Here is an 18,346-nt window from a genome sequence, read left to right on the forward strand (position 1 = left end):
TTGATAATCATAAAAAAAAACCATCCTAAAAAGATGGTTTTTTCTTTCAATATTTTTAAATTTAATGTATGAAAGAATTATTTATTAAACGATTCAGTTATTATAAATCTCTTGGAGACAGGGCTTTTGAACAACTGTCAGAAGAGCAGCTATTCTGGCAGTTTAATAACGAGAGCAATTCCATTGCAGTAATTGTAAAGCATGTTGCAGGAAATATGATTTCACGATGGACGAATTTTTTAACAGAAGATGGAGAAAAAGAATATAGAAACCGCGATGAAGAATTTGTCAATGCATTTAAAACAAAGGAGGAGGTTATCAATTTCTGGGAAAAAGGCTGGAGTTGTTTATTGAATGCATTAGATCAGATCACTGATGAAAACCTGTATGCTACGATTTATATTAGAGGAGAAGGGCATACGGTTTTAGATGCTGTTTTTCGTCAGCTGGCCCATTATCCCTATCATATCGGGCAGATCGTTTATATTGCTAAAATGATAAAAAATGATGATTGGAAAACGCTTTCGATTCCAAGAAATAAATCTCAGGAGTTCAACATGGAAATGAAAAATAAATGGAATGATACTGAATTTAAAGGTAATTCCTCACCCGTTTGTTTTGAAAATAACCCGGAAGTCAGAGACGATTACAAACAATAGACCGAATCAATTTAGAGTCTTTATTTAAATTACTATCTTTGCACTCATAAAATTCAGGACTGATAAAAATGTCAAATTTTCATAAAACCGCCGCATTTCATACCCTAGGCTGCAAATTAAATTTTGCGGAAACATCTACTATTGCTCGTCAATTAACAGATGCCGGATATGATAAGGTAGGTTTTGATGATAAGGCTGATGTTTATGTGATCAATACCTGTTCCGTTACTGAAAATGCAGATCGTGAGTGTAAACTTCATGTAAAAAGAGCAATGAAAGCGAATCCAGAAGGACTGGTTGTTATTGTTGGTTGCTATGCTCAGCTCAAGCCTGAAGAAATTTCACAGATTAATGGAGTTGATTTGGTATTAGGTGCCAAAGAAAAGTTCAATATCCTGAGTTATCTTGACGATTTAGAAAAATCTGAAAGTGAGGGAATTGTTCATTCCTGTGAGATTGAAGAAACCGACTTTTTTATAGGAAGCTACTCAATCGGTGACAGAACAAGAGCCTTTTTGAAAGTTCAGGACGGTTGCGATTATAAATGTACCTATTGTACCATTCCTTTAGCAAGAGGGATTTCAAGATCAGATACGATCGAAAGTGTTCTTAATAATGCTAAAGAAATTGCAGCAAGAGATATCAAAGAAATTGTCCTTACCGGAGTGAATATTGGGGATTATGGAAAAGGTGAATTCGGGAATAAAAGACATGAGCATACTTTTCTGGATCTGATTTCTGAGCTTGATCAGGTAGATGGGATCGAGAGAATACGTATTTCGTCTATTGAACCTAATCTTCTGAAAGATGAGAGCATTGAACTGGTTTCCAGAAGCAGAAGCTTTGTTCCTCATTTTCATATTCCTTTACAATCCGGATGCGATGATTTGTTGAAAAAAATGAAGCGACGTTATTTAACAAAGCTTTACCGGGATAGGGTGCATAAAATTCGTGAAGTCATGCCTCATGCAGCCATTGGTGTTGATGTGATTGTTGGATTCCCTGGAGAAACTGAAGAAAAGTTCATGGAAACCTATAGCTTCCTTAATGATCTTCCCATCAGTTATCTTCATGTTTTCACTTATTCTGAAAGAGAAAATACCGAAGCAGCAGATATGGAAGGGGTTGTTCCCATCCCTGAAAGAAAAAAACGCAACAAAATGTTGAGGATTCTTTCGGAAAAGAAAAAAATGTCATTTTATCAAACTCAGCTAGGAAAAACACTTCCGGTCCTTTGGGAGCATGAAAATAAAGATGGCAAGATGTATGGTTTCACTGAAAACTACGTAAGAGTCCAAAAAGATTTTGACCAGGCATCGATTAACCAGATTGAATTTTTAAAACTTGAAAAAATAGAAGCTGACGGTACGGTTTCAGTACTTAATTCTTTTGAGAGCTTTTTAGAAAAGGTATAGCCTTTTTATCTCCTTTCTTATTCATATTATTACAGACTTTTCATCATTATTGATGAAAATAGAAAGCAAATTGTCATTACCCAAAATTCAGAGAAGTTTTCGTACCTTATAAATTTCGAAAGTGCATTGGACGGCACGATTTTGTTGATTTGTCTTAAGATATAAATTTCATGCTCCTGTTGAAAACTGAAAAAAACAAAAAATACAATAAATTGAACCGTTTTTAATGGAGCTGAATGCGGGAAAGTATTCTGTATTTTTTTAACTTTGATAAAATTCAAAAACGATATGAGAGATAAATTTTTGCTTTGGGGTGCTATAATTTTAGTTGTAGCCTGGGCTATCGCTTTCTTGATAAAAGCGGATTGGTGGATTCCTATTTTACTTACTATTATTTATGCTGTTGGAGTTTATAATGTTACACAATCAAAGCATGCAATTTTAAGAAACTTTCCTGTTTTAGGATATTTCAGATACTTTTTTGAAAGCATCTCTCCTGAGATGCAACAATATTTTATTGAGAGGGAAACAGATGGGAAGCCTTTTCCCAGAAATCAGCGTTCAGCTGTTTACCGGCGTGCAAAAAACCTTAGCGACACCGTGGCATTCGGAACACAACTGGAGGTTAATCACAGAAAATATGAAGGGATTAAGCATTCTATATATGCTAAATCGCCATCCGAAGAATTACCAAGAGTATGGGTAGGAGGGGAACAGTGTACACAACCTTACCATGCGTCGTTATTTAATATTTCAGCGATGAGTTTTGGAGCATTAAGTGACAGGGCACAAATTTCACTGAACAGGGGTGCGAAAAAAGGTAATTTTTATCATAATACAGGGGAAGGAGGTATTTCCCCACATCACCTGGAAGGAGGTGATTTATGCTGGCAAATTGGGACAGGATATTTTGGATGCAGGGATGAAGAAGGAAAGTTTAATCCGGATCTCTTTATAAAGTATTCTACATTGCCTAATGTGAAAATGATTGAGATTAAACTATCTCAGGGGGCAAAGCCGGGACATGGGGGAGTTTTGCCGGGAGTAAAAAATACACCTGAAATTGCAAAGATTCGTCACGTAACACCTGGAGTAACCGTGATTTCGCCACCATCGCACTCTGCTTTTTCCAATGCAGCAGGTTTATTGAGATTTGTGCAGCAACTAAGAGAACTTTCCGGAGGAAAGCCTGTAGGGTTTAAGCTTTGTATAGGAGATACAAAGGAATTTGAAGACATCTGTGTTCAGATGAATGTGTTAAAAATATATCCGGACTTTATTACCATAGATGGAGCCGAAGGAGGTACGGGTGCTGCACCACCAGAATTTTCAGATGGCGTAGGAATGCCTTTGGAACCGGCGTTGATTTTTGTAAATAAAACACTTAACAATTATAATGTTAGAAAAAAGCTAAGGGTCATTGCCAGTGGTAAAGTACTGACAAGTCTTGATATTTTAAGAGCGGTAGCCATGGGAGCTGACATGTGCAATAATGCCAGAGGATTTATGTTCTCACTGGGATGTATACAGGCGCTCAGATGTAATACCAATAATTGCCCTACAGGTGTTGCTACGCAGGATAAGATGCTGATCAAGGGACTGGATGTTACAGATAAAAGTGAAAGGGTATACCATTTCCATAAAAATACCCTTCATACATGTAATGAGTTGATTGCCGCAGCAGGGCGTAGTTCTTATGAAGAAGTAGATGCATCTATGTTTATGAGGGGAGACGAATTCGATCATCTTGCGGATCTTTATTTTCCTGATATTTTAGGAAATGTAAGACAGAAAACAAGAATGTAGATCAATAAAAAGCGCTTCAGTTATTCTGAAGCGCTTTTTTTATTGATGTTTAACTTTTACTTATTCATTTGCAGGTCTATCTGATGTTCCATACACCTGGAAATTAAATACAAATGTTCTGTTTTGAAGAGAATATCCCGTATAGTTATAATGGGCCTCTCTTCCGAAAGCAGCTCTGGAAGGAACAATAATTACTCCCTGCAGGTTATAAGGAGCCCCATCTGTTAAAGCAGGTGATGCTGCTTTGAAAAACTTCAACCCTTCCTGGAATCCTTCTATTTCATAGAATTTTCTTTGTTTTGCAACATCTGTTGTAGCATCTGCTAATACTTGTTTCTTTACATAATACCACATAGGATCCGAAAGGGGAGATCCGGTTCCATTTACTGTATTGACAAGGTAAGGGGAAACTGAAGATGCTGTAAGCGCTACGGTTCCGTCTGTATTGGTCGCCAGGTAATAATTTGCTCTTACCATCATCCTAAGAATATCGGTAGCGCCTATTGTTTTTGACGGAGAAGGCTGTGCACCTACTCTTACGATGTACACAACTCCTGAAGGAAGTTTTACAGGATTTAATTCTGCTAATTTCTTCTCATGGTCATCAATGGTATCAGTAGCACTGAAAGCTTTTATATTTCCTTGGGTATCAAGATAGTTGTCGTTCAGGAACTTTTGGATAGCCTGATCATCATAGGTATTTCTTACTGCTACATCATCGGGCTCAACAAATGTTTGTGCCTCATCATCTTTTTTACAAGCAGAAAAACAAAGAGATCCTGCAAGGATATATAAAAATATTTTTTTCATTTCAAAAACTTTAATTACTTTACAAATAATATAACGGCAAAAGTATAAAAAATTATGAGAATAGATAAATTTTTATGGAGCATTCGTTTTTATAAAACGAGAACTGTTGCAACTGAGGAGATTAAGAAGAACAGAGTTTCCATTGGAGATACTGTTGTAAAGTCTTCAAAAGAGGTAAAAGAAGGAGATGTAATAAAAATCCGTAAAAATCAGATTGATTATAAGATTAAAGTAATCCAGATCCCGAAAAGCAGGATAGGAGCTAAACTGGTATCTCTTCATATCAAAGATGTAACAGACAAAGAGCAATACGAATTGCTTAAAATGCGTAAAATGACCCAGGACTATTACAGAAGCAGAGGAGAAGGCAGACCAACTAAAAAGGACAGACGGGACATGGATGGATATGTAGAAAATGATATTGCATCAGATTTTACGGATTGGGACGACTTTTTTGGTGAAAGTGAAGACGACGGAATGGAAAATGAGGTTGAAGAGAAATCATAAATAGAGTTTCTCGATAATTTCATCAACGATAGCTTCAGGTTCTCTGGAGTCAGTAGTCACACTAATCATCGCCTTGCTATAGAATTCATTTCTTTCAAATAAATGCTTAGCAATAAACTCAGGAAGGTTTTCATCAGAAATATTAGCGATTAATGGTCTTTTTTCTTTCTGTTTTGAAAGCCTTTCTGCTAAAGTACTAACGGAAGCTCTCAAAAAAATGCTCTTAGAGTTGTTATTAATGATCTCCATATTATTGTAATAAACAGGAGTTCCACCACCGAGACTTAAAATGAGATTTTCTTCGGTAGCGAGTATTTCTTCCAAAGTTTCTCTTTCCAGCTTTCTAAAGTAGATTTCACCCTTTTTTTCGAAGATTTCCGGAATAGTTAATTTATTTCGTCTGGAAATCTCTTTATCGAGGTCAATTAATTTAAAATTTATTTTTTCGCTTAAAATTTTGGAAATGTGTGATTTGCCACAACCCATGTATCCGACTAGTGAAATTATCATGAAATATTTTTAAACAAATTTGCGAAAAAGTTTTGAGAAATTAAAAAAAGTTATATCTTTGCACCACTTAAAACAAGGGACATTACTTAAATGAAAGTTGTTTAAAATAAGTGGCCGACTCGGTAGCTCAGCTGGTAGAGCAATACACTTTTAATGTATGGGTCCTGGGTTCGAATCCCAGCCGGGTCACTAGCAAAAATATTACTAAATTTTGTAATTTTTTTGCCTGCGTGGTGAAATTGGTAGACACGCCATCTTGAGGGGGTGGTTTCCTAAGGATGTGCTGGTTCGAGTCCAGTCGCAGGCACTGCAAAGAAAAGTAAATTTTAAGTTGCATATTGATTTAAAATTTGTAAATTAGAATTACGACCGACTCGGTAGCTCAGCTGGTAGAGCAATACACTTTTAATGTATGGGTCCTGGGTTCGAATCCCAGCCGGGTCACAAGTTTACTGAAAAGTAAATTTTTTTCATATTAATATTTTGTGATTTGGTGTTCAAAGGCTTCCTTCAGGAGGCCTTTGATTTTTTGTATATGAGCAGGTGAACAAAAAAAAACTTCGATTAAGGAATCAAAGTTTACATTTTTGTATTGCAAAATTATCAGGAGATTGTGTTAATCCAAATGCATATTGTCAATTAGTCTTACACCGTCTACTACAACAACGATAAAAGCTCTGTAGGATTTATCTTTATAAAAGAAGTCTGTTTCTTTTAATGAGTTTTCATCTGCGATCATAAAGTACTCAAGCTTCATACCGTGCTGATGATCGAAAATATCAACAACTCTTTCTTTAATTTCAGGAACGGTGATTACTCTGAACCAATCATTGACCTTTTTTAATGTTTCATAAATAATTTTTGAGGCTTCCCTACGATCTTCATGCAGTCTTTGGTTTCTTGAACTTAAAGCGAGTCCATTATCTGCCCTGTAAATAGGAACACCTGTAATTTTTATAGGAAGATGCTTTTTCTCAACCAATTTTTTAATAATAGCAAGCTGCTGGAAATCTTTTTCTCCAAAATAAGCATTGTCAGGTTGTATTTGCCTGAAAAGCTCTTCTACTACCGTTCCTACACCATCAAAATGGCCAGGTCTGGATTTTCCTTCCATTTCATTTTCCAGGCCGTCAAAATCATAATGATGACTTTCAGCTTTTTCAGGGTAGATATCTGTAATTTCAGGGATATAAACGGCGTCAACTAATCCGGAATTTTCTAAAATAAGTATATCCCGGTTCACATCCCGTGGATATTTTGCAAGATCATCAGGGTTATTGAATTGAGTAGGATTAACAAAAATTGAAGAAATTACAAGATCATTTTCATTCCTTGCTACTTCATAAAGAGAAAGATGCCCATTGTGAAGAGCTCCCATTGTAGGTGCAAATCCTATTCTTTTTCCCATTTCTTTCTGTCTTTCAATGAAATCCTGAAGTGTTTTTTTATTTTTTAAAACTTCCATAATTAATTTTAATAGCAATTCAAAAATACTAAAATATCAGATAATAAACTGCGTTTTTGATAATTTGAAAAAGGTAATTTTCGTAAAAAAATGTTAATTAAAATAATGTTGGATGTTTTTTTGTAATTTTGCACATTAAAGCATTTTTACAAAAAATTAGATAGAAATTTATGCCGAATCAAAAAATACTGTACATTACTACAGAAATGTATCCATATCAGGAAGATACAAACATGGCTACTGTGGTAAACAAAATGGCGCTTAAAATGCACAATGAAGGCAATGATGTAAGAGTTTTTATGCCAAGATTTGGACAAATAAGTGAAAGGAAATTCCAACTCCATGAAGTTATCCGTCTCTCAGGAATGAACATTATCATTAATGACCTGGACCAACCTCTAATCATTAAAGTGGCATCTCTTCCGGGGGAAAGACTTCAGGTCTATTTTATAGATAATGAAGAATACTTCAAAAGAAAACAATATTACTATGAAGATGATGGTAGCCCTTTTGAAGATAACGACGAAAGAGCGATATTTTTTGCAAGAGGAGTAATTGAGACTATTAAAAAGCTGAACTGGGTTCCGGATATCATTCATTTGAATGGTTGGATGGCCTCTTTTGTTCCTATTTATCTTAAAACTTACTACAAATCTGATACGTATTTTAAAGACGCTAAGATTGTTCTTTCATTATATAATGAAAAAGACGCCCCTCTTAACGATAAAATCGGAGAAAAACTAGAATTCGATAATATTTCGGGACTAAAAGCGTTAGATAAACCAAGCTTTCAAAGTTTTGTCATTGAAAGCATGAATTATGTAGACGGGGTTGTAAAAGGAGATGAATTCCTGGATGGAGACCTGGATAAGGCATTCAATGAAACATCTACAACCAAATCGGAATATCTTGATGTAGATTCCATAAACAAACTTTATTAAAAAGACATTTAATGACTCGTACTATTAAAAGAACTTTTGCCATACTTTCTCTGGCAATTTTCGGCAGTGTGTTACTTTATAATTGTGAACCGGATCCGGATTCTTTGGGAGAACAATTATTTTTAGATGGGGCAGCTCAGGGAAATGAAAAGGCTTATGAAGTAATTGCTTTCAATATTGATAATAAAGATACAATCAAAAGTGATGCTACTCAATTAGGGTCAGCTGTTCTAGGTGCTTTTCAAGAAGGGCAATTTGGAATGCAGAAAGCATCTTATGTTACACAGTTAAGATTATCTACTTATAATCCAGATTTTGGAACTAACGCTAAGGTAGATTCAGTGGTTTTGGTTATTAAACCAACTTATGCATCAGATTCGCTTACAACAACTACAGACGAAAATTATGTCTATCCTGATGGTAATGTACCTGCGAAAAAAGAAGTAAAAACATATCCTATTAATAAATATGGTAAAGCTAAAGCAACATTTCATATCAATGTAAATGAAGTTACCGATTTCCTAGGAGCAGCGACTGACAGTGTTAAATCAAATGCTAATTTTGCTTACAATGCAACTGTATTAGGAACAAAAGAATTTAAAGGGACAATTAATACAGTCGCTATTACTAAAGATTCTGATAATAGTTCATTATTTACTACTACAACACCAGGTATAAGAATTTCATTGAACAAAGATCTGTTCCAGGAAAAAATTATTGATAAGAAGGGTAAGCCTGAACTCGCTGATGCTTCCAACTTTATCAGACATTTTAAAGGACTTAGGATTTCAGTTCAGGAAAATGACGGATATTTATTCCAGTTTTCTCCCAATGATATGGAGCTGATTATGTATTATAAAAATGATAAAGTAGAAAATGGAACTAATACCCGACCACAATCAACATATGCATTTGCTTTAGGAGCGGGTAATTCTCATATTGGACAATATGAGTATGATAGAACGGGTTCTGGAGCATCTACAGGAGTGATAGGAAATAGAGTGACTGGAGATAAAAAATTGTATGCACAGGGAATGGGTGGCCCATCTATTGGAATTAAGATTCCAAAAGAGACTGTTGATAGTCTTAAAACTTTATATCAACAAAATAAAGCTGCTATTATAAGTGCTAAAATCAGAATATATACGGACAAAGCAACATGGAATAACAGCTATAAAAAACCGACTGCATTAACCTTTTTGCAGAAAGATAGAAATAAGGATAAACCTTTAATTACAACTACTGGTTTTACTAGTGATGTATTAACTCTTGCAGGCTCTCCTAATTATACAATTTATAAAACCTTTGATTTAGATAAGAATCCTGATCCTGGTTATTATGATTTTATTGTTACGAAATCAGTAAAAGATTTAGTAGAAGGAAAAGTAGATAATTATGCATCAAACAATACCTATAAATATTATAGAATTGATATTGGAGCGTTCTTATCCAATTCAGATAATACAGGGTTAGCAGGAGCTAGATTTACATCAAGATCTTATGCTAGGGAAAGAGCCGTTTTTGTAGGATCGGATAAGACAAATGCTCAAAGAGCGAGGTTAAAAGTTACTTACGCGACAAAATAAACTTAAAACATACACCAAATAAAATAAATTATGTGCGGAATAGTTGGATATACAGGCTTTCAGGATGCCTATGATGTAGTTATTAATGGTCTTAGAAGACTAGAATACAGGGGATACGACAGTGCGGGAATTGTTTTGGAAAATGCAAACAATTCATTTGAAGTTGAAAAAACAAAAGGAAAGGTAGATGATCTTGTTAATATTTCAGCTCAATTAAAAGGTACTGCGAAAATTGGGATGGGACACACACGTTGGGCAACTCATGGGGTTCCAAGTGACAGAAACTCTCACCCGCATTTATCTAATAATAATAAAATTGCAATCATTCATAATGGAATCATTGAAAACTATGATACCATTAAAAAAATGCTTGCTGATAAAGGATTTACTTTCAAGTCTGAAACAGATACTGAAGTTTTAGTGAATCTTATCCAGTACTTTATGGATATAAATGTAGCAACAGATTTTCCAACTGCGGTAAGATATGCACTTAACGAGGTATACGGAGCTTATGCTATTACTGTAATGCACGAGGATTATCCGGGTGTTTTGGTAGTAGGAAGATTAGGTTCTCCTTTAGCAATTGGTATTGGAGATAAAGAATATTTTATTGCATCTGATGCCTCGCCTTTTGTAGAGTTTACAAAAGAAGCAATCTATCTTGAAGAAGGACATATGGCTACAATTTCTTTGGAAGGAGGAGTGGATATCAGAACAATCAATGAAAACTCAAGAATAGAGCCGGAAATTCAGCAATTAAAATTAAGCCTTGAGCAGATCGAAAAAGGTGGATATGAACACTTCATGCTTAAAGAGATTTTTGAGCAACCGAAATCGATCCACGATACAATGAGAGGTAGATTACTTGTGGATGAAGGAATCATCAAGATGGCAGGAATCTGGGATCATGTTGAGAAATTCAAAAATGCCAACAGAATTATCATCATAGCTTGCGGTACTTCATGGCATGCAGGTTTAATTGGTGAATATCTTATAGAAGAATATGCAAGAATCCCTGTTGAAGTGGAATATGCATCAGAATTCAGATACAGAAACCCGATTATTACAGATAAAGATGTTGTAATTGCGATTTCCCAATCGGGAGAAACTGCCGATACAATGGCGGCTTTAAAACTGGCAAAAGAAAAAGGAGCGTTTATATATGGTATATGTAATGTAGTGGATTCATCTATTGCAAGAATTACGGATGCCGGTTCTTATACGCATGCAGGACCAGAGATCGGAGTAGCTTCTACAAAAGCATTTACTGCCCAGCTTACGATCCTTACACTTATTGCATTCAAGCTAGGAAAGCATAATGGCAACCTTGGAAATGCTGAATTCATGAGTCTCATTTCAGAGCTTGATGCAATTCCTAAGAAAATTGAAGAAGTTTTGAGTTCAACACATGAGTTGACTCAGAGTATTGCTAAAGATTTCGTAGGGGTTCATAACTTCTTGTATTTAGGTAGAGGCTATAATTATCCAGCGGCTTTAGAGGGAGCTCTTAAATTGAAAGAAATCTCTTACATCCATGCAGAAGGGTATCCTGCAGCGGAGATGAAGCACGGACCTATTGCTTTGATCGATGAGAATATGCCAATCGTTATTATTGCGCCTAAAAAAGGTCACTATGATAAGATCGTAAGTAATGTTCAGGAAATTAAAGCAAGAAAAGGAAAGGTGATTGCTGTTGTTAATAAAGGGGATCAGCAGGTAAGCGAAATGGCAGACTACGTTATCGAAATTCCTGAAACTTCAGAATGCTTCTCTCCAATAGTTGCATCTGTGCCTTTACAGCTGCTTGCTTACTATATTGCAGTATATAGAGGAGCCAATGTAGATCAGCCCAGAAACCTTGCTAAGTCGGTAACTGTAGAATAAAAATACTAGGAAATAAAATAAATTTAGATTTCTCGCGTTATTTCAAAAAAAATCTTAAAAGTTTCTTAAAAAAATTATATATTTACGGCTTAATTATAAAAATTAACATGAAAAGGATATTTCTTTTATTATTGTCTGCGTCGGTAGCGTCGGTATCTTGTTCAGGTGGTGGTAGCTCTTCTGTAGGGAAGCCAGGAACAAAAGGAGAGTTGATACCAAGAGAAAAAACTAAATCATTTGTTGCTGAAAGACCATACGGTATGGTTGCAATTCCTGCAGGATCTTTTATCGCAGGTTTAGCTGATCAGGATATCACTCATACTCCTGAGAAATCAGCACTGAAAACAGTAACTGTGTCCTCATTCTTTATGGATGAAGCAGAAACTACTAATGCAGAATACAGAGTATTCATTAACTACGTAAGAGACTCTATTGCCAGAACTCTACTTGCTGAAGCTGCCGGAGAAGGTGGTGAAGGTGGAGGAAGAGGTGCCAGCATCGGAGATTATGCATACCTTGCTAAGAAAGAAGAAAACCTTACTCCGTATCAGGAATATTTAGAAGGACAAGGAGGAAGAGAAGATGGAGGATATGATGCAAGTAAAAGACTAGATTGGAAAATCCCATTGCATTGGAATACTTCAAAATATCCTGATGTAGAATATGCGGAAGTTCTTGAGTCTTTATATTTACCAGCTTCTGCCAGAATTGGTAATGAAAGAATCCTTGATGTTAGTAAATTAAAATATAATTACCAGTGGGGAGATATGGATGCTGCTCTTGCTGACAATGAAAGAGGGGTAAACTACCTTAAAAGCAAAAGTATAGCAATCTATCCGGACACAACTGTTTGGGTAAAAGATTTCCACTTCGCCTATAACGAGCCATTATTTGAACAATATTTTTGGCATAAAGCTTATAAAGATTATCCTGTTGTTGGGGTAACCTGGGATCAGGCAAGAGCATATTGTAATTTCAGATCTAAATTGAAAACGGATTACAATGAAAGCTTAAAAAGAAAAAAACAGAGACCATTACAATTCCGTTTACCTACAGAGATCGAATGGGAATATGCTGCAAGAGGAGGTATGCAGAATGCTACTTATCCTTGGGGAGGTCCATATTTGATGGATGACAGAGGATGCTACCTGGCTAACTTTAAGCCTAAGCGTGGTAATTACATGGAAGACGATAAAAAAGGTACTTATACATATACAGCTCCAGTAAAGAAATTTAAGAAAAATGGATTTGGGTTATTTGATATGGCTGGAAACGTTTCTGAATGGACAGAATCTTCTTATAACAATTCTTCATACGGATTTTCTTCAACTCTAAACCCTTCTACTAAAGATAAATCAGATTCTAAGAAATCTGTAAGAGGAGGTTCTTGGAAAGATATAGGCGCAATGCTTATGACTGGTGCAAGAGATTGGGAAAGAAAAGATTCTGCAAGAAGTTATATTGGATTCAGAACTGTACAGGATATTCCTGAAGCTGCTGTTAAGCCAAGAAGGGTTAACAGATAATCAGATACATAATTATTTTTCGATACAATTTATTTTTAATCATTAAAAAAAACTAACTTATATGTTTAAGACTAAAGATGCTTGGATGAATTTCTTTTATTCATTCGGTGCTGCAATTGTAATCCTTGGAGCTTGGCTTAAGATTACTCACATTAACTTGGGACCAATCAGTGGTAACGTTGCTCTTACAGTAGGACTTATTACTGAAGCAATCATCTTCATTATTTTCGCTTTCGACCCTCCAAAATCAGAAGAGTCTTATGCCTGGGAAAATGTTTATCCTGAATTGTTAGATAAACATGCTAACCCGAACCCTTTACATTCTAATGTTTCTTCAAGAAATAATGCAGCTGCTCAATTTGCAGAATTAGAGAACTCTCTTTCTACAAAATTGGATAAAATGTTACAGGATGCTAAATTAGATGTTCAATTGTTTGAAAGATTAAGAACAGGAATTGATAAATTTTCAAATTCAGTGGATCAGATCAATCAGACGGTAGATGTTTCTGCTTCTACTCACAAATATAATGATCAGTTAAACATTGCCGCTCAGCACATGGAAAGCATGAACGCTTTATACGCGATGCAATTGGAGAATGGTAAAAGACAATCTGAATTTGCCAATAAATATGTGGCAGATATGCAGAAGTCTGCTGAGCATTCAGAAAAATTCAACCAGGAGTTACAAGGTTTAACATCAAACTTAAATAATTTAAACAGAGTTTATGGTGGTATGCTAACTGCTATGAAGTCTTAATTTCCAAACCATTTCTAAATTTAATTTTTAATCCAAACAAAGAAAAAGAATGGCACAAGGAAAACAGACTCCACGTCAGAAGATGATCAACCTAATGTATTTGGTGTTCATCGCTATGATGGCCCTAAATATTGATGCGGAAATCATCAGATCTTATTATGATTCGACTAAAGCTCTTAATGAAACAAGAACTTTAACAGAAAGAAAGAATGAGAAAATTTTTGAAAAAACTCTAGAATTAAAGGCACAGCAAGTGCCGGATACTTATGCTACTCCATGGGAACAGTATAAGGTTTTAAAAGCTAAAATTAATGCCTTAGTAGAAAGTGCTGAAACAATTAAAACTAAATTAAAAACTGAATCAGAATTCTCTGATAAAGTGGATGTAAGTGAGAATTTTGCAGCTCTTAATAATAACGAAGCAACTACGCATTATTTTTTTGCTGACGGAGATGAAAATAGCCCTTCTAAAGGAGCATTGGAATTGAAGTCCAAAATTGATGAAGTAAGAAATTATATTGTAGCAACTTTCGGAAAAAACAATCAGTTAAATGATTTGATTGAAAGAGCCAATAAATCTTTAATTGCTGAATACCCTAAAGGAAAATCTCCAAACGAGAAAACATGGTTTCAGAATAAGTTTTATCATCAGCCTTTAATTGCAGCAATTTCTAACCTGGAAATTATCCAGAATGATGCGAGAAACGTACAGTCTGATGCATTGGCCTTATTACTTCAAGAGAAAGTAGATGCTAGTATTAAATTCAGCAGCTATGAGCCAATTGTTGCAGGACCTGTTGATATTCAGGCTGGAAAACAGGCTGAAGTAAAAGTAATGTTAGGTACTTATTCTAATAGCAATAAGATTAGCATTACGGGAGTAAATAAAGTAGAAAATGGAAAAGGAACAATTTCTATTTCAGGAAATGGTATTGGAGAGCATAAACTAAACGGTACTATTACCTTAACAGATGCTTCCGGTAAACCTCAAAGTTTCCCTTGGACGCATACATATAATGTAATTGCAGGACCAAGAGAAGTAAAACTTGAAAAAGGATTATTACTTTCTCCGGATAAGATGAATGTGTTGTACAGAGGATTAGAAAACCCGGTATCCGGTTCTATCCTGGGTGCTGACAATTCTAAATTATCATTATCTGCTCCTGGTGCTGTAGTAAAAGGTAATGGTCCTGGAAAATGGAATATTATTCCTTCTACGGGTAATACTGTGAAATTAACATTATCTGGAACTGATCCTTATGGTAAAACGGTATCTCAGGTATTTGAATACAGAATTAAGAATGTTCCGGCTCCTCAAGGTCAGATGAGAGGTCAGACAGTATTGAATATTCCTGCTACTTCGATTCCAAATCAGATGGTACAGGCAGCAATACCAGATTTCGATTTCCCTGTTTCATTCACTGTTAATCAGTTTATGGTGAAGGTACCTGGTAGAGCAGCATTGCTGATCAAAGGTAATAGTCTTGAAGAGGCTGCCGGATTGGTTAAAAATGTAAGAGCGGGTGATGTAGTGTATGTTTTTGATATTAAAGCGACTGCTACAGGATTAGGAAATCAAACATTGAAGAATATTTCTCCTGTTGTAATCAATGTTCAGTAATTTTAATAAGTTAAAATAATATTATGAAAAAATATATAAGCGCTTTTTTAGTAGTAGTTTCGGGAGTTGCTTTTTCCCAGACTATTCTGAATGCTTCTTCTCCTGAAGAGTTCAGACAAATGAGAGCTGAAAACAAGCAGAAAGTTGGAGATACTATTGTTGATAAAACGGTAAAACCTTTGGAATACGGTTTTGTTGAGGACAAAGATATCTTAAAAAGTATGTTTGTTTGGGAGATTATTGACATGAATGATAAGATTAATCAGCCATTATACTATGATAATCCTGATGGTCTTCTTGCTACTCAAACAAGATCTTTATATCAATTATTGCTGGATGCTGCAATAACAGGTAAAATCCAGGAAGTTTATGATGATGAGAATTTTGTAACTAAATTAACTCCTGAAGGAATTCAGAAAAGATTGGAAAGTGTAAGAGTTTCTGACGCTGCTATTGATATCCTAAACTCTGGAAGACAGCTTACAGAACAGGAGAAAAAAGAATATACCGATATTTTTAAAACGACGACTGATAAAGTTAAAGTATTAAAAATTATGGGTATGTGGTTTATCGATAGAAGAGATGGTCAGATGAAATACAGACCACTGGGTATTGCAGCAATGGGACCAGATCCTGCTGTACAAGGTAGAACAGGGCCAGACGGACAGCCTTTGGCCGGAGCTAATGAGCTTATTGACCTGTTTTGGATTTATTACCCAAGTGCGAGAGAGATATTAGCGAATAACTTCGTGTATAATAGAAAAAACTCTTCTGCTGATCTTTCTTTCGATGATATCATCAATGCAAGAAGATTCTCTTCAATTATCTATAAATCTTCAAGTGGTTTAGGAGATGGTGTAATCAAAGATTATATTCCTAGAAATGCTGATGAGCAGATAGAAGAAAGCGACAGAATTAAAGCACAGATTCTTGACATGGAAAATGATATGTGGAATTATTAATATTTCACTTGATATTTATACAAAACCTGAGTATTTTTACTCAGGTTTTTTTATTATGAAAAATGTAGACTATATTATTGTAGGGGATGGATATGCCGGGCTTTTTTTTGCCCATCAGTTAATACAGAATAATAAATCATTTATTATTTTTTCCGAGAAAAAGAAAAGTGCTTCACAGGTCTCTGCAGGAATCATTAATCCTGTGGTATTAAAGAAATTTACAACGTTCTGGTTAGCTCAGGAACAAATAAATACTCTAAAAAGAACCCTTTTAGAAATTGAATCATATACAGGGAGAAACTATTTGATTGATAAGCCTATTCATCGGGTTTTCCATGATGAGAATGAACAAAAGCTTTGGGTTAAGAAGTCTGATCATTTAGAATTACAAAACTTTTTGAATAAGGAGTTTCAAAGTTTAGAAGGAATTAATAATCCTTTTAGTACGGGAATCGTTAATCAATCTGCGAGATTGGATGTCAGTAACTTTTTTAACGATTTTTTCAATTATTTTGAGGACAAAGGAAATCTTATCAATGAGAAGTTTGATTATGATAGTCTAGATATATCTGGATCCGAGTATAAAGGAATTCGTTTTAAGAATATTGTTTTTTGTGAAGGAATGGGGGTGATGAAAAACCCGTACTTTTCAGATATTGCTGTAATTCCAAACAAAGGACATCATATTAGAGTCAAATTATCAGAAAAAATTTCAACTGTCGATACCATAAAGAAGAAACATTTTTTATTTCCCATTGATAATGGACTTCATTTTTATGGTGGCACATATGATCGTGAGCAATTGCATCACGAAATTGACGATTCTGCGGTAGACCAGCTGTTAAGAGGGTTATCTGAAGTATATCCTTACGATTTTAAGATACAGGAAGTTAATTTTGGTTTCAGGCCAACTGTGAAGGATAGGAGACCTATTATTGGGAGTCATAGTGAATATTCCAATATGTATGTTTTCAACGGATTGGGGGCGAGGGGAATATTAAACGGATGTTATTTTTCCGGAAGTTTGTATCAGCTTATAGAGAAAGGAATTCCTTTACCTGATGAAGTTGCCCTTAAAAGGTTTACATAATACGTGTATGTTTTTCGTTACCTAATTAAAAAATTAGTATATTCAGGATATGTGAATTATATAAAAATGAATGAAAATATTCTTGGTATTGTGGCAGGTGTGCTCACTTCTGTATCGATGGTTCCTCAGCTTATAAAAGTTCTTAAAGAAAAGAATGTTGAAGATATTTCATGGATCATGCTTCTGGTTCTTATTTCCGGTTTGTCTTTATGGGTATGGTATGGATTGCTGAAGGATGAACTTCCCATTATTTTATCCAATGCATTTGCTGTCGTGCTGAATGTGGTACTTTTAATCTGTTATATGATCTATAAAAAAAAATAAAAGGCACTTTCTCATGAAAGTGCCTTCTTATCTGTATACATTTCTATTTATTCTTGTAGGGAAAATTTTGCCAAGGGTGCCATTTTAGCTTTATTAAGACTCAGGATTTTGCCACTTACAGAATAATTATCTGCTGCCAATAAAGCCTTGGTAAAACGTTGCTCTATTTCCAGATCATCACAAGCCATCATGGTAGAAATCCCCTGATTGAACTTGATACGCATAATGTCCTGTTTGATTTCAAAAGTACCTCCCAGACCATTACATCCAGCGTTTCCTTCGTACCGCATGTCAGTCATATTCAATTTGAAATAAGGATTATTTTTCGGGTTTTTTAGCTGTATAGGCTGACCGTTAATTTCAATCAGTTTCCAAGTTTTTCCGGTAATATCATTACTGTTCTTATCGGCTGTTTTTGCAGTACAGCATATCGCCAGGATAAGTACAGAAAGTATTAAGACATAGTTGTGTAGTTTTTTCATG

At 35.1% G+C, this 18,346-nt stretch carries 17 protein-coding genes and 3 tRNA genes; 16 read left to right on the top strand and 4 right to left on the bottom strand.

Annotated elements, in window-relative coordinates:
• Nucleotides 1-68 precede the first annotated feature (68 nt).
• The 3 genes from G9C87_RS18340 to G9C87_RS18350 all read left to right on the top strand — a co-directional run bounded on the left by G9C87_RS18340 (nucleotide 69) and on the right by G9C87_RS18350 (nucleotide 3,880).
• Nucleotides 69-659: a DUF1572 domain-containing protein gene (locus G9C87_RS18340; RefSeq protein ID WP_172283857.1), complete on the top strand. Its 591-nt coding sequence runs from the start codon at nucleotides 69-71 to the stop codon at nucleotides 657-659.
• Between the two features lie 68 nt (nucleotides 660-727).
• The gene (gene mtaB / locus G9C87_RS18345; protein ID WP_172283859.1) at nucleotides 728-2,074 is read left to right on the top strand and encodes a tRNA (N(6)-L-threonylcarbamoyladenosine(37)-C(2))-methylthiotransferase MtaB; all 1,347 of its coding nucleotides are present in this window, start codon (nucleotides 728-730) and stop codon (nucleotides 2,072-2,074) included.
• Between the two features lie 288 nt (nucleotides 2,075-2,362).
• On the top strand, nucleotides 2,363-3,880 hold the full coding sequence (locus G9C87_RS18350; protein ID WP_172283861.1) for an FMN-binding glutamate synthase family protein: 1,518 nt from the start codon (nucleotides 2,363-2,365) through the stop codon (nucleotides 3,878-3,880).
• 60 nt (nucleotides 3,881-3,940) lie between these two features.
• On the opposite strand, the gene G9C87_RS18355 is transcribed toward G9C87_RS18350, so the two are convergent.
• Complete coding sequence (locus tag G9C87_RS18355; RefSeq protein WP_172283863.1) at nucleotides 3,941-4,690, bottom strand: hypothetical protein; 750 nt, start codon at nucleotides 4,688-4,690, stop codon at nucleotides 3,941-3,943.
• Nucleotides 4,691-4,744: 54 nt separating this feature from the next.
• Between G9C87_RS18355 and G9C87_RS18360 the strand changes: the two genes are divergently transcribed.
• Nucleotides 4,745-5,197, top strand: a complete 453-nt coding sequence (locus G9C87_RS18360) for an RNA-binding S4 domain-containing protein (RefSeq protein WP_172283865.1) — start codon at nucleotides 4,745-4,747, stop codon at nucleotides 5,195-5,197.
• Here G9C87_RS18360 and G9C87_RS18365 read toward each other — a convergent pair.
• The gene (locus G9C87_RS18365; protein WP_172283866.1) at nucleotides 5,192-5,707 is read right to left on the bottom strand and encodes a shikimate kinase; all 516 of its coding nucleotides are present in this window, start codon (nucleotides 5,705-5,707) and stop codon (nucleotides 5,192-5,194) included. The two genes, G9C87_RS18360 and G9C87_RS18365, sit on opposite strands and share 6 nt — an antisense overlap.
• Nucleotides 5,708-5,823: 116 nt before the next feature.
• On the opposite strand from G9C87_RS18365, the gene G9C87_RS18370 reads away from it, so the two are divergent.
• The 3 genes from G9C87_RS18370 to G9C87_RS18380 all read left to right on the top strand — a co-directional run bounded on the left by G9C87_RS18370 (nucleotide 5,824) and on the right by G9C87_RS18380 (nucleotide 6,151).
• A tRNA-Lys gene (locus G9C87_RS18370) sits at nucleotides 5,824-5,896 on the top strand.
• 35 nt (nucleotides 5,897-5,931) lie between these two features.
• Nucleotides 5,932-6,014: transfer RNA gene (locus tag G9C87_RS18375), tRNA-Leu, on the top strand.
• 64 nt (nucleotides 6,015-6,078) lie between these two features.
• A tRNA-Lys gene (locus G9C87_RS18380) sits at nucleotides 6,079-6,151 on the top strand.
• 172 nt (nucleotides 6,152-6,323) lie between these two features.
• Here G9C87_RS18380 and panC read toward each other — a convergent pair.
• Complete coding sequence (panC, locus tag G9C87_RS18385) at nucleotides 6,324-7,172, bottom strand: pantoate--beta-alanine ligase (RefSeq protein WP_172283868.1); 849 nt, start codon at nucleotides 7,170-7,172, stop codon at nucleotides 6,324-6,326.
• A gap of 170 nt (nucleotides 7,173-7,342) precedes the next feature.
• Here panC and G9C87_RS18390 point away from each other — a divergent pair, with 170 nt between their 5' ends.
• The 9 genes from G9C87_RS18390 (at nucleotide 7,343) to G9C87_RS18430 (ending at nucleotide 17,863) form a co-directional block, all read left to right on the top strand.
• Nucleotides 7,343-8,113, top strand: a complete 771-nt coding sequence (locus G9C87_RS18390) for a glycogen/starch synthase (RefSeq protein WP_172283870.1) — start codon at nucleotides 7,343-7,345, stop codon at nucleotides 8,111-8,113.
• 11 nt (nucleotides 8,114-8,124) lie between these two features.
• On the top strand, nucleotides 8,125-9,699 hold the full coding sequence (locus tag G9C87_RS18395) for a DUF4270 family protein (RefSeq protein ID WP_172283872.1): 1,575 nt from the start codon (nucleotides 8,125-8,127) through the stop codon (nucleotides 9,697-9,699).
• A gap of 30 nt (nucleotides 9,700-9,729) precedes the next feature.
• The gene (glmS, locus tag G9C87_RS18400; RefSeq protein WP_172283874.1) at nucleotides 9,730-11,583 is read left to right on the top strand and encodes a glutamine--fructose-6-phosphate transaminase (isomerizing); all 1,854 of its coding nucleotides are present in this window, start codon (nucleotides 9,730-9,732) and stop codon (nucleotides 11,581-11,583) included.
• Between the two features lie 107 nt (nucleotides 11,584-11,690).
• Complete coding sequence (gene gldK, locus G9C87_RS18405; protein ID WP_172283875.1) at nucleotides 11,691-13,109, top strand: gliding motility lipoprotein GldK; 1,419 nt, start codon at nucleotides 11,691-11,693, stop codon at nucleotides 13,107-13,109.
• Nucleotides 13,110-13,170: 61 nt separating this feature from the next.
• Nucleotides 13,171-13,866 carry a gliding motility protein GldL gene (gene gldL, locus G9C87_RS18410; protein ID WP_172283877.1) on the top strand — a complete coding sequence of 232 codons (696 nt, stop codon included), beginning with the start codon at nucleotides 13,171-13,173 and terminating at the stop codon, nucleotides 13,864-13,866.
• Between the two features lie 49 nt (nucleotides 13,867-13,915).
• Nucleotides 13,916-15,487, top strand: coding sequence for a GldM family protein (locus G9C87_RS18415; protein ID WP_172283879.1), 1,572 nt, complete (start codon nucleotides 13,916-13,918; stop codon nucleotides 15,485-15,487).
• A gap of 23 nt (nucleotides 15,488-15,510) precedes the next feature.
• Nucleotides 15,511-16,449 carry a gliding motility protein GldN gene (gldN, locus tag G9C87_RS18420; protein WP_172283881.1) on the top strand — a complete coding sequence of 313 codons (939 nt, stop codon included), beginning with the start codon at nucleotides 15,511-15,513 and terminating at the stop codon, nucleotides 16,447-16,449.
• Nucleotides 16,450-16,504: 55 nt separating this feature from the next.
• Entirely contained in the window at nucleotides 16,505-17,539 is a 1,035-nt protein-coding gene (locus G9C87_RS18425) for an NAD(P)/FAD-dependent oxidoreductase (RefSeq protein WP_172283883.1), read from the top strand.
• 66 nt (nucleotides 17,540-17,605) lie between these two features.
• Entirely contained in the window at nucleotides 17,606-17,863 is a 258-nt protein-coding gene (locus G9C87_RS18430) for a SemiSWEET transporter (RefSeq protein ID WP_172283885.1), read from the top strand.
• 47 nt (nucleotides 17,864-17,910) lie between these two features.
• Here G9C87_RS18430 and G9C87_RS18435 read toward each other — a convergent pair whose 3' ends face one another.
• Nucleotides 17,911-18,345, bottom strand: a complete 435-nt coding sequence (locus G9C87_RS18435; protein ID WP_172283887.1) for an META domain-containing protein — start codon at nucleotides 18,343-18,345, stop codon at nucleotides 17,911-17,913.
• Between the last annotated feature and the right edge of the window lies 1 nt (nucleotide 18,346).

The sequence above is a fragment of the Chryseobacterium sp. LAM-KRS1 genome (assembly GCF_013184525.1).
Taxonomy (GTDB): Bacteria; Bacteroidota; Bacteroidia; order Flavobacteriales; family Weeksellaceae; genus Chryseobacterium; species Chryseobacterium proteolyticum.

Coding starts and splice junctions, on each gene's coding strand:
- G9C87_RS18340 (WP_172283857.1), top strand. CDS start 69: ATGAAAGAATTATTTATTAAACGATTCAGTTATTATAAATCTCTTGGA.
- mtaB (WP_172283859.1), top strand. CDS start 728: ATGTCAAATTTTCATAAAACCGCCGCATTTCATACCCTAGGCTGCAAA.
- G9C87_RS18350 (WP_172283861.1), top strand. CDS start 2,363: ATGAGAGATAAATTTTTGCTTTGGGGTGCTATAATTTTAGTTGTAGCC.
- G9C87_RS18355 (WP_172283863.1), bottom strand. CDS start 4,690: ATGAAAAAAATATTTTTATATATCCTTGCAGGATCTCTTTGTTTTTCT.
- G9C87_RS18360 (WP_172283865.1), top strand. CDS start 4,745: ATGAGAATAGATAAATTTTTATGGAGCATTCGTTTTTATAAAACGAGA.
- G9C87_RS18365 (WP_172283866.1), bottom strand. CDS start 5,707: ATGATAATTTCACTAGTCGGATACATGGGTTGTGGCAAATCACACATT.
- panC (WP_172283868.1), bottom strand. CDS start 7,172: ATGGAAGTTTTAAAAAATAAAAAAACACTTCAGGATTTCATTGAAAGA.
- G9C87_RS18390 (WP_172283870.1), top strand. CDS start 7,343: ATGCCGAATCAAAAAATACTGTACATTACTACAGAAATGTATCCATAT.
- G9C87_RS18395 (WP_172283872.1), top strand. CDS start 8,125: ATGACTCGTACTATTAAAAGAACTTTTGCCATACTTTCTCTGGCAATT.
- glmS (WP_172283874.1), top strand. CDS start 9,730: ATGTGCGGAATAGTTGGATATACAGGCTTTCAGGATGCCTATGATGTA.
- gldK (WP_172283875.1), top strand. CDS start 11,691: ATGAAAAGGATATTTCTTTTATTATTGTCTGCGTCGGTAGCGTCGGTA.
- gldL (WP_172283877.1), top strand. CDS start 13,171: ATGTTTAAGACTAAAGATGCTTGGATGAATTTCTTTTATTCATTCGGT.
- G9C87_RS18415 (WP_172283879.1), top strand. CDS start 13,916: ATGGCACAAGGAAAACAGACTCCACGTCAGAAGATGATCAACCTAATG.
- gldN (WP_172283881.1), top strand. CDS start 15,511: ATGAAAAAATATATAAGCGCTTTTTTAGTAGTAGTTTCGGGAGTTGCT.
- G9C87_RS18425 (WP_172283883.1), top strand. CDS start 16,505: ATGAAAAATGTAGACTATATTATTGTAGGGGATGGATATGCCGGGCTT.
- G9C87_RS18430 (WP_172283885.1), top strand. CDS start 17,606: ATGAATGAAAATATTCTTGGTATTGTGGCAGGTGTGCTCACTTCTGTA.
- G9C87_RS18435 (WP_172283887.1), bottom strand. CDS start 18,345: ATGAAAAAACTACACAACTATGTCTTAATACTTTCTGTACTTATCCTG.